The organism is Nocardia fusca NBRC 14340 (assembly GCF_001618425.1).
GTDB classification, from domain to species: Bacteria; Actinomycetota; Actinomycetes; order Mycobacteriales; family Mycobacteriaceae; genus Nocardia; species Nocardia fusca.
Map to the genome: position 1 here is coordinate 279539 of NZ_BDCU01000027.1, position 12125 is coordinate 291663.

General features: G+C 67.7%; 10 protein-coding genes. 6 read left to right on the plus strand and 4 right to left on the minus strand.

Annotated elements, in window-relative coordinates:
• Positions 1–464: 464 nt before the first annotated feature.
• Positions 465–2084 carry a dolichyl-phosphate-mannose--protein mannosyltransferase gene (locus NF4_RS16935; protein WP_063128277.1) on the plus strand — a complete coding sequence of 540 codons (1620 nt, stop codon included), beginning with the start codon at positions 465–467 and terminating at the stop codon, positions 2082–2084.
• Positions 2085–2090: 6 nt separating this feature from the next.
• On the opposite strand, the gene NF4_RS16940 is transcribed toward NF4_RS16935, so the two are convergent.
• Both NF4_RS16940 and arcA read right to left on the minus strand, forming a co-directional pair.
• Positions 2091–2450: a GntR family transcriptional regulator gene (locus NF4_RS16940; RefSeq protein WP_063128278.1), complete on the minus strand. Its 360-nt coding sequence runs from the start codon at positions 2448–2450 to the stop codon at positions 2091–2093.
• Positions 2451–2479: 29 nt separating this feature from the next.
• Positions 2480–3742, minus strand: a complete 1263-nt coding sequence (gene arcA / locus NF4_RS16945) for an arginine deiminase (protein ID WP_084533177.1) — start codon at positions 3740–3742, stop codon at positions 2480–2482.
• 126 nt (positions 3743–3868) lie between these two features.
• Between arcA and soxR the strand changes: the two genes are divergently transcribed.
• Entirely contained in the window at positions 3869–4435 is a 567-nt protein-coding gene (soxR, locus tag NF4_RS16950) for a redox-sensitive transcriptional activator SoxR (protein WP_232330507.1), read from the plus strand.
• Here the strand turns inward: soxR and NF4_RS16955 are convergent.
• Positions 4356–5270 carry an SDR family oxidoreductase gene (locus tag NF4_RS16955; RefSeq protein WP_063128280.1) on the minus strand — a complete coding sequence of 305 codons (915 nt, stop codon included), beginning with the start codon at positions 5268–5270 and terminating at the stop codon, positions 4356–4358. The two genes, soxR and NF4_RS16955, sit on opposite strands and share 80 nt — an antisense overlap.
• Positions 5271–5356: 86 nt before the next feature.
• On the minus strand, positions 5357–7474 hold the full coding sequence (locus NF4_RS16960; RefSeq protein WP_063128281.1) for a hypothetical protein: 2118 nt from the start codon (positions 7472–7474) through the stop codon (positions 5357–5359).
• Between the two features lie 571 nt (positions 7475–8045).
• Between NF4_RS16960 and NF4_RS16965 the strand changes: the two genes are divergently transcribed.
• The 4 genes from NF4_RS16965 to NF4_RS16980 all read left to right on the plus strand — a co-directional run bounded on the left by NF4_RS16965 (position 8046) and on the right by NF4_RS16980 (position 12124).
• Positions 8046–8489: a GyrI-like domain-containing protein gene (locus NF4_RS16965; protein ID WP_030522317.1), complete on the plus strand. Its 444-nt coding sequence runs from the start codon at positions 8046–8048 to the stop codon at positions 8487–8489.
• Positions 8486–8941 (plus strand): GyrI-like domain-containing protein, encoded by a 456-nt coding sequence (locus tag NF4_RS16970; RefSeq protein WP_063128282.1) that lies wholly within the window; start codon positions 8486–8488, stop codon positions 8939–8941. Before NF4_RS16965 ends, NF4_RS16970 begins: the two co-directional genes overlap by 4 nt.
• A gap of 269 nt (positions 8942–9210) precedes the next feature.
• On the plus strand, positions 9211–9984 hold the full coding sequence (locus NF4_RS16975) for a hypothetical protein (protein ID WP_198165350.1): 774 nt from the start codon (positions 9211–9213) through the stop codon (positions 9982–9984).
• Entirely contained in the window at positions 9974–12124 is a 2151-nt protein-coding gene (locus NF4_RS16980) for an Rv1355c family protein (protein WP_063128283.1), read from the plus strand. The genes NF4_RS16975 and NF4_RS16980 overlap by 11 nt, the downstream gene beginning before the upstream one ends.
• The last annotated feature ends 1 nt before the right edge of the window (position 12125 follow it).

Here is a 12125-nt window from a genome sequence, read left to right on the forward strand (position 1 = left end):
CAGCCTAGCTGTGTTTTTGGCGCGCTGGCGCGCGCGGGGTTGAGGCCCCCTGGGTCTCGCCGTTTCGGCCTCGAGACTCGAGCCTTCGGCTCATGCGCTTTCGAGGCCGAAACGGCGAGACGGGCCTCAACCCTTGGAGGTGTCTCGTAAAACTCGACACATGCGGGTTGCGTCAGCATTCGACATTCGGGTCGGATGCCGACTCGACCGGCCGGCCTGGCATCTGATCGCCTTCACGGACAGCAGCACCTTTTCGGTGCCGATTTCAGCGAGGCCCATAAAGGGTTGAGGCCGTCCCGCCCTTGGCCGGAGGTGCTCAATGGTCGCACTCTATATGGGCGGCCCACTGCACATCGCAGGAGCCGAAGGCTCGAGTCTCGAGGCCTGAACGGCGAGACCAAGGGGGCCTCAACCCCGCGACGCCGGAGGCGGCGCCAAAAAACACAGCACATAAGCTCACAACCGTGACTCAGCTGACCGAACTGCGCCGCAACGCGGCCTGGCGGCCGCAGCGCACCTGGTCGAGCCCGGCTCCGCTGCGGCCGGCGCCGGATTTCGGTCCCACCGATACCGCGCGCGGCTGGGTGGTCAGCCTGTTCCTGACGGTGATCGCGGCCATCACCCGCTTCACCATGCTCAACTATCCGACCGACGCGGGAACGCCGGTCTTCGACGAGAAGCACTACGCCCCGCAGGGCTGGCAGTTCCTCACCGGCGGTATCGAGGACAACCCCGGGTACGGGCTGGTGGTGCATCCACCGGTCGGGAAACAGATGATCGCGATCGGCGAGGCGCTGTTCGGCTACAACGGCTGGGGGTGGCGGTTCTCCGCCGCGCTGGCCGGTACGGTGCTGATCCTGCTGGTCATCCGGATCGTGCGGCGGATGACGCGCTCGACGATGCTGGGCGCCCTGGCCGGGATCCTACTGATCGCGGACGGAACCACCTTCGTCTCGTCCCGGATCGGGATGCTCGACATCTTCATCACGGTGTTCGTCACCGCCGCGTTCGGATGCCTGATCGTCGACCGTGACCAGGTGCGGGCCCGGCTCGCACGCGCCGACGCCGAGGGCCGGATCGGCGAGACTCCGTGGGGTCCGCGCCTGGGTGTGCGCTGGTGGCGGTTCGGGGCCGGACTCCTGCTGGGACTCGCCTGCGGCACCAAATGGTCCGGGCTGTACTTCATCGCCGCGTTCGGGCTGCTGAGCATCCTGTTCGATCTGTTCGCGCGCCGTACCTACGGTGTGCGCAAACCGCTGTACGGCACCGCCCTCCGCGATCTCGGCCCCGCGCTGTACGCGCTGGTGCTGATCCCGCTGGGCGTGTACCTGGCGAGCTACGCCGCCTGGTTCCGGAGCGAAACCGCCGTCTACCGCTATATGGCGGGTAATCCGTCGGCGCCCGAGGACGGGATCGGCACCGGTGGATTCTGGTCACATCTGGTGCCCGACGCCATGCGGTCGCTGTGGTACTTCCACTCCCGCACCCTCACGTTCCATTCCGAGCTCACCAATTCCGCCGGCAATCATCACCCGTGGGAATCCAAACCGTGGACTTGGCCGATGGGGTTGCGGCCGATGCTGTACTACTACGCCGACGACGGGGTCACCGGCTGCGGGCAGACCGAATGCGTGAAAGCCGTCATGCTGGTCGGCACGCCCGCCCTGTGGTGGGTGTCGCTTCCCGTTCTCGCGTGGGGTATCTGGCGCTGGATCGTCCGCCGGGACTGGCGATACGCGGCCGTGCTCACCGCCTACGGCGCCGCCCTGCTGCCCTGGTTCCTGACCCTCGACCGCCAGATGTACTACTTCTACGCGGTCACCCTGGCCCCGTTCCTGGTGATGGCGGTGGCGCTGGTGCTGGGTGACATACTCGGCACCGCCAGACGCCCGGTCGCCCGCGGATCCGGCGGCGAGTTCCTGCCCGCCCAACCCAGCGAACGCCACAGCCTGGGCCTCCTGGTGGTCTGCCTCTACCTCGCCCTCGTAATAGCGAACTTCATCTGGTTGTGGCCGATCATCACCGGCCTACCGATAACGACAGGTAGCTGGCAAGACCACCTGTGGCTACCCAGCTGGCGCTGAGAACGTTCAGCTCCCCAGCGCGACCCTGACGTAGTGGATCGCCGCGTCCCCGTCCAACCCCAGCCGCCGGATGGCCGCAATGTATTCCGAGGCCGCCCGCCCCGCCGCGTCAGCGGTGGGGTCGCCGGAGGAGGCGATGAACGAGCCCAGCCGGCCGCGGGTCTCCAGGACTCCGTCCTGTTCCAGTTCGCGGTAGGCGCGGGCCACCGTGTTGGGGGCCAGGCCCAGTTGGGCGGCCAGGGCCCGCACCGTGGGGATCTTGGTGCCCGCGGCCAGTTCACCTGCGCGGACCCGGGCGATGACGGCGAGCCGCAATTGTTCGTACGGCGGGACGCCCGAATCGTGGGACACCGTGATTTCGAGCATGGCTCGTTCTTACCGCATCCGATCCGATTTCATACCGGATCCCGGGCAAGCGGGCAGGACAGACAGCGCGGCCCACCGCGCCCCGAACCCAGTTCCGAGCCGGGAATGCGCAGCACTTCGATACCGGAATCCTCCAGCCGCGCATTGGTCATTTCGTTGCGTTCGTAGGCGACGACGACGCCCGGGCGCAGGGCGAGGGTGTTGTTCCCGTCGTCCCACTGCTCGCGTTCGGCGGTGACCCCGTCGAGCCCGGTGTCGATCACGCGGAGTTTGTCGATCCCCATGGCTGCCGCCGCGGCGGGCAGGAAGGGTTCGGGGCCGGTGACGGCACAGTCGTCGGAGGTGCCGTCGCGGTTGATCGTGTAGGCGGTGAGGGTTTCGCGGACTCCCGGATACATCACCACGGCGTCGGTGTCGACCATCGTGCACACGGTGTCCAGGTGCATGGTGGCGCGGTTCTGCGCGATCGGCACCACCAGCACCGTATGCGCCAGCCGGTCGTCGAACAGGCTGCGCGCCAGAGCTTCCGCGCCGGCCGGTGAGGTTCGTTCGCCCACGCCGACCGCCACTACTCCGGGCGCCAGCAGCAGCACATCGCCGCCTTCGATGGGCGCGGTATGCGATTCGTAGGCCCGGCGTACGCCGAGGAACCGCGGATGGAAGGCGTAGATCAGGTCGGTGAGGGAGGTTTCCCGGGCGCGGGCGGGAAGGGCCAGGGCGGTGATGGCGACTTTGGGGCCGACCCAGAACGAGGAGTCCCGGGTGAACAGCAGGTTCGGCAGCGGGTCGATGACGAAATCACCGCCGTGGTGCATCCGGCGGACCAGCGAGGTGTTGTCGGCGGCGAAAGGCAGTTCGTCGAAGGTCATCCCGGCCATGAGGATCCGGGCCAGGTCGGCGGCCGGGACCCCGCGCAGGTGGCCGGCCAGCTCGTCGGCGAGGGCGTGCCCGAGACGGCGGGCGTGCACGGCGGCGGAGATGCCCTGGATGCGGGCGGCGCCGCTCACCTCGAGTGTTTCGGTGAGCACATCGGCCAGTAGCGCGACCTCGACTCCGCGGTCGCGCAGCACCTGGGCGAAGATGTCGTGTTCCTGTTGCGCGCGTTCCACCCACGGGATTCCGTCGAAGAGCAGCTGGTCGTTGTTGCGCGGGGTGAGGCGGCGCAACTCGTCACCGGGGCGGTGCAGCAGTACGGCGCGCAACGCGCCGACTTCGCTGGTCACCCCGTAGCGGGCGGGGGAAGGCCGGTGGTCGCGGGCGGATGTCGGATCCGGTACGGCATCTGGTCCCATGTCCCGACACTAGTGCGCGAACGCGATGGGGGCACGGCGACGCCTACCCGTTCGCGGGGTAGTTGCCCCGATTCCACCCCCGCCTCCAGCAACCTGAAGTATTGTTCAGATAAAGGAGGAGTATCGATGCCGACAGCGGATTGGACCACCAAAGAGTTGACCCCCGGCCAGCTTTCCGAGCGTAGCGGAGTAGCTGTGTCCGCGTTGCATTTCTACGAACGCGAAGGACTCATCTCCAGCCGCCGGACCAGCGGAAATCAGCGGCGCTACACCCGCGAGACGCTGCGCCGGGTGGCGTTCATCCGGATCTCGCAACGGGTCGGCATCCCACTGAGCGATATCCGGGCCGCTCTGGACCGTTTGCCGGAAGGTCGCACACCTACCCGGCGCGACTGGGAGACGCTGTCCACGGCCTGGCGCGAGGACCTGGACGACCGGATCACCCAGCTGGTCCGGCTGCGCGACAACCTGACCGGATGCATCGGCTGCGGTTGCCTGTCCCTGGGTAGCTGCAAACTGGTGAACGAGAACGACCGGCTCGGCGCCGAGGGCCCGGGCGCGCGCGTGCTGGACGTGCACCTGAACTGCCCGGAGTACGGCTGCGACGACGCGCTCAGCGCGGCGCCGCAGAGTCCGGACTCGTTGTGTTCTCCGCTGGCCGATCCCGATTCACCGACCGCTTCAGCGTGCTGAACTGCAGGTTGGCCTGCCGCATCAGCAGTTCGTAGGGAAAAGCGAACTTCCGCTTCCACCAGTACCCGAACCGGATATCGAAAGAGCTGTACACCAGGAACCGGTTGCGTTCGATGCCCTTCAGGATCACCGCGGCGACCTTCTCCGGTGCCACCGCGTGCCGGGTGAACAGCGAGGTCACCCGCTGTACCCGTGGATGCTCCTTGTCCACACCGACCAGGTCGAACGAGCGCACCAGCGGGGTGGCGACCGCGCCCGGGGTCACCACATGCACCGAGATACCGTGCTCCGCCAGTTCGAAGCGCAACACCTCCGACAATCCGCGCAGCCCGTACTTGCTGGCGCTGTAGGCAGCGTGCCATGGCAGCGCCAGCAAACCGGCCGCCGACGAGACGTTCACCAGCGCACCGCCCTGACCGGCACGCACCATGGGTGGCACGAACCGCTCGATCACATTGATCGGGCCCAGCAGATTGATATCGATCATCCGCCGCCAGTGCCGGATCTCCAGACTGTCGACCGTGCCCCAGACCGACGTCCCGGCCACGTTCATCACCACATCGAGACTGCCGAACCGTTCGTGCACGGTCGCCGCGAACTCGGCCACGGCGTCGTGGTCCGAGATATCGAACGCCTCGGCGATGAGCACGGTGCCACCGGCCCGCTCGATCTCGGCCACGGTATTCGCCAGCCCGTCGGCATCGATATCGGTCAGCACCAGCCGCGCCCCGCGGGCCGCCGAGGCCAGTGCGGTCGCCCGGCCGATACCGCTGGCCGCGCCGGTGATCAGCGTTTTCGCGTTCTGCACCGATTTCCTGCGGTCGACCCGCCCCATGCTGCTACTCCCGATCGTCCGACTGCGCTGTCGGCAGCAGCCTACCGACCCGGGGACGGGCGGGCACGGCGGAAACGGCCTCCGTGTCACAGGTCCCAGGGGTCCAGTCCGGCCTCGGGGACCGTGTGGTCGAGGTTGGCGAGACGCTTGACCGACGTCATCAGAGCTTCCCGATTCGAGGGGGTCGGGTGATCGTTGAACGCCCTCGCGATCGCAAAGTGATCGGTGGCCAGCCGATGGGCGATGGCGGTTCGCGTGGCGCGGCCGACCGAGTTCCATTCTTCCGGGCGGATATTGGCCCGCAGAGCGCGATCGGAATCCCAGTGCTCCTCGACCCGTGCGATGAATGCGTGGTCGAGCCGCGCGCCGGGGTCCGGTGCCAGGGTGTGCCGGGCCAGGCTGTCGGCGTCGGCCACCGCCTGCGCCGCGAACGCCGCCTGCGCGTCGGTGCCCGCGTGGTTCATCACCGCATTGCCGGAGGCGACGGCCTTCTGCAGGGGAGCGAAGCCGTACGGATTACGCGATCTGGTCTCGTTCCGGACCGAGCGGGCCCGGAGGGCCTGGTTCACGGCGCTGTGGGTGGCCCCCGCGTCCAGTAGCACAGCAGATATGTGCTGATAGGGCACCCGGTTGTTGTCGAGGTACTTGATCGCCCGCGCGAGGCCGAGTTCGGTGTGGATCCCGCCCCACTCGTCGGCTTCTCGTCGCGCCAGCAGTCGCCAGTTCTGCCGGGCCAACGATGCCCATTCGTGCCTTTCCAACCGGCTCGCCGCCGTGGCCACATTCACCCGGTCGCTGCGCATCTTGCCCAGGGCCAGCGGGCTGAACGGGTTGACCGTGCGCCCGGCGAGCCAGGCAGTGAGCGGCGAGGTGTTGACAGTGTTCAGTGCGGCGAGGCCGGCGATCGCGCTGACGCCCGAACCACCCCCGGAACTCTTCCCGCCGCCGCCGCCCATACCGAGCGCGGTACCACCCGAGCCGCCACGTGCACCCTGGATAGTGAGCGAGAACCGGTTGGCCATCCAGTCCGAACCTCGGGTCAATCCCTTGGCCAACCTGCCGAACTGCAGGATCGCGACCGCTTCCACAACCGCCGCGATGACGATGACCGCGAGCACCTGTCCGCGCGCCTGCTGGAACAGGTTGCCGAGGAACAGCAGGTACACCCCGATGAAGACGGTGTAGGCGCACATCCGGGCCGCGGCGATACCCGTGTTCACCAGGTTGCGCACCAGAAAGGTCTGTGTCGGCCCGAAGACGAAACCGCCCGCGGCGAATCCGAAGGTCGCCATGAATCCCTGCATGATCGCGTCCAGCGCGGCCCGCATCAGCCGATAGGACAGGACCACCGCGAACAACAGCAGTACGGCTGCCGAGACCAGCAGCAACAGACCGGTGCCGATCTGTCCGAGGCTCGGGTGGGCGGCGGCCGCGGCCGCCGCGGTGTCCCCGCAGGCTGCCAGTGCGCGCTGGGTGCGGTCGGTATCGCCCGTGGTCACTCCCGAAGACCACGCCGCGGCACACGCGGACCGGTTGTCCACGATATGGCCGAAGTTCCACACCTGCACCGGTCGGCGCGCGAAGTTGTCGGCCATATCGCCCTGCAGTGTGCTCACCGCCAGATCCGGGTTCCGGTTCGTGGACCCGTTCAGTCCCGACGCGACCGCCAAACCGACATCGCGCCCCTGGGCGAGCACCCCGTCGGAGCCCAGTGCGGCCGCCAGCGGGTCGGCCAGGAACAGCGGGCCCAGCACCGCCACGGCCAGCATCGTCACCGTCTGGATCACCGCGCGAGCATGGAAACCTCGCACGATGAACCAGGCCACGAAGAAGGCGCCGATCGTGGCCGCGGTGATCAGGACGGCGGGCGTGGCGAGCTGGCCGGCCAGCGCGCCGGCGGTACCGCGCAGCGCGTTGGCGAAGAAGTCCAGCCAGGCGAAGCTCAGCGCGAAACCGATGAACCAGATCGCGGTGGTCACGATGATCATGTAGCCGACGAATTCCAGGCCGACGACGGTCCACACGATCGTGCCGCCCGGGTCGAGCAACCCGCCCTTGTCACTGATGTAGGTGTAATCGGCGAGCGCCACGCCGAAGGAGTCCCGGACGTTCATCCAGGCCACCCCGTCGATCCGGCTGGATCCGGTGGCGCCGTCCTGTGCCACGGCCACCGCCCCGAGCGCACCCGGCAGTACGGTCAGCACGAAGAGTCCGGCGAGGCACCAGAGGAGGCGACGCCCCCATCTCGCTGCTGTCCGCGGTGCACTACTCCCGCGCTCACCCCACAGGCGCATCGCCGTAGATCCGGCTACTGGGCTGCGCGTTTCGCGCGCTCGCCGGATGCGGGCACGGCCCGCCGGTCTGGTCTGCCGATCATGCTCGCATTGGTATCGGCGCCGAATGAAATTCAGCTGAACTGGCAGTGGCGGATCGGGCCCACCGCGGTGAATTACGAAACAATAACTGACAAAATCCCCAGCCCTGAGAACAGGAGTAAAATGCCGAATTCAATTCGCGATGAGCGGAATTCGGCGATAAAACCGATTACTCCCGAATTGCCCGGCTGTGGCGTCCGGAGAAATTTCATCCCATGATAGTGGGTTTCGGATCGGACCGTAGGAACTCGGCCGATCCCGCCGCGCCGCGATCACGGACCCGGGCGGCGGCGCCGAGCGCGGGCAACCGGCCGGGATCGCCGTCGGTTGATAGCATGGCGGGTCCAGCCGACCATTCGGTCGGCTTGCCGACCAGGACACATCTCGAAAGAGTCGTTCCATGCAGTTTGAATTCGTCGAGCGGGACGAGACGTGGGTGGCCGGACTCCCGGTACGCAGCCCCAAGCGTGCGCTCGGTGAGTTGTACGACCGCGACCTCGAAGGCGCCTGGGCGTCGGTACTACATCACGAGCTGGGCGGCCCCCTCGCCACGGCGTACACGGATTACTCGACGGAGCTGGGGACCTACAACACCCAGATCGTGGGATATCGATGCAGTTCGTTCGACGAGGTCACCCGCGGGCATCTGGTCGCCCGGCTGCCGCGCGGCACCTATGCGAAATTCTCCTCGGTGGGCAACTTCCCGCAGATCATGACGAGCCTGTGGACACAGATCGCCTACGCCGAGGAGCACCACCAGATCAACCGGACCTTCTCCGGTGATTTCGAGTTCTACCCGCACGCCTACAAAATCGATCTGTATCTGGCGGTCGAGGCCCGATGACCTACACGATCGTGGTGCGTGGCGAATCCGTGTACGCCGGACTCGTTTTCCCGAAGGTCCGACCCAGTTTCAAGGTCAGCAACAGCGAGCTCATCGAGTTCCTCAAGGACCGGGTGCGGGAGCGGCTGGACGCCACCGCCGGATCGGCCGACGGACAACGGCCCATGTACACCGTGTACGTCCGGACACCGACCGGAACCTACAACGCGCTGGTGTGTTTCGAGTACACCGACCCGGGCCGGGCCCCGGTGGGCGATGTACTGGTCCGGGTTCCACGGGGCGTCTACGCCCGGTTCGTACCGAACGGCGACTACCACGATCCGGTCGAGGACGTCTGGGCCCAGGTCGACGACGCGACCGCGTCGGCGGAGATCACCCGGGCCTACCGCGAGGAGATCGAGATCTGGCACGGTTCGGAATCGGTGGAGCTGTTCATCTCCATCACTCCCTGACCTCGGGGTGGACAGATCGTTGCCTGCCGGTAACCAACTCGGTACCAACCGGTCTGGTGGTAACGGCGCATACTGAATTCATCCGGGTTGACCTGCGATAACGATCGCACACCGGGCCGGTTTCCGGAAGATTAACCAGAGTCCTGGTCAATTGTCTTCCGATGACGGATACTGCACTGGGCACGCCGACGAGCCGGGGCGTCGGTCGGGCTGCTGGACAACAAATCCCGCACGGCCCTCACATCGTGCGGCGAAAGAGTAGGAACTGCATGACTGTCGAAACGATCGCAGTCGGCCGAGAAGACCCGAGCCGCGGCCGCACTGTGAGATTTCGCGACAACGTTTCCGGATACGCCCTCTGCGTAACCACCCCGAATCTCTCCCCCGGCCTGTGGCGCCGATATCTCGTGGGAGCGCGGGAAGCGTACCGCCACTTCGGCAACGAATCGGCCCTGGACTACGACGGCGTCCTCGACGGGTCCTCGACGGCCCTGTTCTTCGCCGCCACCGACACCCGCGGCGAAGTGGTCGGCGGACTGCGCGTCCAAGGCCCCTACACCTGGGTGTCCGAGGTCGGCTCGCTCACCCCGTGGGCGGGCCGGGCGGGCGCGGCCGAACTGGGCCTGATGATGGCCCGGCGCATTCCACGCGGAGTGGTGGAATCCCGGGCGGTGTGGGTGGCCCGGGACGCGCCCCGGCGCAATGAACTGGCCGCGGCGATCTCGCGCTGTATGGCCCACGCACCGCGCCTGCTCAATGCCCGGTACGGCTTCGCCACGGTCGCCTCTTTCACCACCGAACGGCACCGCGCCAGCGGCGGGGTGGTGGCCCAGTCGATCCCGCCGGTGCCCTACCCCGACGAGCGCTATCACACCCTGCCCATTTGGTGGGACACCCGGACCTACCATGTATTTGCTGACAAGTTGCAGTATCTGCTGATGCGTGGTGAACTTCGCGCTATGGGATTAGCTGAACCGAGGTCGCGGCGGTCACATCGGCTGTTCGGGCACGGCGGGGAGGAATGCTACGCATATGGTCGGTGAGGCAGATCTCGGGGTGGAATACCGGCCGCTGATCCTGGACCCGAGCGATCCCGACGACGAACGCGCCCTCGCGGGGCTGCGCGCCACCCCGCATACCGAGTTCAACGATCTACGAGGCCTGCTGGCCGCGGAGTTCGGCCGGCTCAACGACCCCCCGGACACCGGAGAGAGCGCGGCCGACGACCGTTGGGTCTACTACCCGTGGCGGCGCAGCGTGCTCGTGCTGCCGGGCCCGCGGACCTTCCGCGCGATCCGCCTGGACCGTAACCGCAACAAGCTGACCCGGGCCGAACAGGATCGGCTGAGCACCGTGACGGTGGGCGTGGTGGGTCAGAGCGTCGGTCACGCCATCGCCTACACCCTGGCGCAGGAGGGCGTATGCGGCGGGCTGCGGCTCGCCGATTTCGACGAACTCGAACTGTCCAACCTCAACCGGGTACCCGCCACGCTGTTCGATATCGCGGTGAACAAGGCGATCGTCACCGCTCGCCGGATCGCCGAACTCGATCCGTACCTGCCCGTGGAAGTACGCGGCGGCGGCGTGGACGCCGAAACCGCGGACGATTTCGTCGACGGGCTGGGAATCGTTGTGGAGGAATGCGATTCCCTGGACATCAAGCTGCTCATCCGGGAAGCGGCCCGGCGCCGCCGGTTGCCGCTGATCATGGAGACCAGCGACCGCGGTCTGCTCGATGTCGAACGTTTCGACCTGGAACCGGACCGGGTCCCGTTCCACGGCCTGCTCGGCGATACCGGGGCCGAACAACTGCGCGGCCTGTCCACCCGCGACAAAGCGCCCTATGTCGTCGGCCTGCTCGGCGCGCACGATCTGTCGGCCCGGATGGCCGGGAGTCTCGTGGAGGTCGGTGAGACCCTCAACAGCTGGCCGCAACTCAGCGGGGACGTGGTGCTCGGCGCGGCCAGCGTCGCGACGGCGATCCGCCGGATCGGGCTGGGCCGGCCGCTGCGGTCGGGCCGCACCCGTGTCGATGTGGAGCAGGCGCTCGACGCGCTGGCCGACCCGGATATCGATACCGAGCAATACCTCGCCGACCCCGAGTCCGACGACCCGGCCGGCACCACCATCGACCGCATCCTGGTCTGTGCGCAGCGCGCGCCCTCGGGCGGCAACGTCCAGCCGTGGTCACTGCACACCGCGCCGCAGGAGCTGCGGATCGCGCTCGAGCCGCGCTACACCACCGCCATGGACGTCGGCTACCGGGGCAGCGCCGTGGCCCTGGGCGCCGCCCTCTACAACGCCCGGGTCGCGGCCGCGGCCTACGACGTACTCGGCCCCTACGAATACCTCGAAGGCACCGAACCGGACTTCCCGCTCACCGCGGTGCTCCGGCACGGCGGTGACACCGACCCGGCGCTGGCGGCGGACTATCCCTACGCGCTCGCCCGGGAGACCAATCGCCGGCTCGGCTACGGCGGGCAGATCCCGGCCGGCGTCCTGGCCGGGCTGGCCGCGGCCGCGGCGGCCGAAGGCGCGCGGATGCGGGCCGTCGCCGATTCGCCGGGGATCCGTACCCTGGCCGCCGTCCTGGCCGAATCCGACCGGATCCGCTACCTCACGCCGCTGCTGCACCGCGAGATGTTCGCGGAGATGCGCTGGCCCGGCGAGGACCTGTCCGACGGTATCGACACCCGGTCGCTCGAACTGGCGCCCGATGAGCGGGTCGCCCTGCAGATCGGGCGACGCGCCGATGTGATGGCCCAATTGCACAGCTGGTCGGCGGGGGCGGCACTGGGCGACTACGCCCGGGACAGGGTGCGCTCGAGTTCGGCCGTCGTCGCCCTCACCTTCACCCCGGATCCCGGTGCCGAGCCCGGGGCATTGACCGGTTACGCCCGCGCCGGGGCCGCGGTACAGCGGCTGTGGATCCAGGCGCAGCGGTCCGGTCTGGCCGTCCAGCCGATGTCCCCGGTCTTCCTGTTTTCCCGATCCCGTACCGAACTGGATGCGCTCTCCCCGGCATACGCGGATAGACTGTCCACACTTCAGGGTCGTTTCCTGGAAATACTGGAAGTGCCGGAACAGGACAGCGTGGCGCTGGTACTACGCCTGAGTTACGCGGCAGCTGCCAGCGTGCGGAGCCGACGGCGCCCGGCACCGGGCGCGGACAGCCGCAGATAGT

What these genes read in the sequence shown, in the direction of transcription:
- NF4_RS16940 (WP_063128278.1), bottom strand. Translation starts at nt 2,450, where the DNA reads ATGCTCGAAATCACGGTGTCCCACGATTCGGGCGTCCCGCCGTACGAA.
- arcA (WP_084533177.1), bottom strand. Translation starts at nt 3,742, where the DNA reads ATGGGACCAGATGCCGTACCGGATCCGACATCCGCCCGCGACCACCGG.
- soxR (WP_232330507.1), top strand. Translation starts at nt 3,869, where the DNA reads ATGCCGACAGCGGATTGGACCACCAAAGAGTTGACCCCCGGCCAGCTT.
- NF4_RS16955 (WP_063128280.1), bottom strand. Translation starts at nt 5,270, where the DNA reads ATGGGGCGGGTCGACCGCAGGAAATCGGTGCAGAACGCGAAAACGCTG.
- NF4_RS16965 (WP_030522317.1), top strand. Translation starts at nt 8,046, where the DNA reads ATGCAGTTTGAATTCGTCGAGCGGGACGAGACGTGGGTGGCCGGACTC.
- NF4_RS16970 (WP_063128282.1), top strand. Translation starts at nt 8,486, where the DNA reads ATGACCTACACGATCGTGGTGCGTGGCGAATCCGTGTACGCCGGACTC.
- NF4_RS16975 (WP_198165350.1), top strand. Translation starts at nt 9,211, where the DNA reads ATGACTGTCGAAACGATCGCAGTCGGCCGAGAAGACCCGAGCCGCGGC.
- NF4_RS16980 (WP_063128283.1), top strand. Translation starts at nt 9,974, where the DNA reads ATGGTCGGTGAGGCAGATCTCGGGGTGGAATACCGGCCGCTGATCCTG.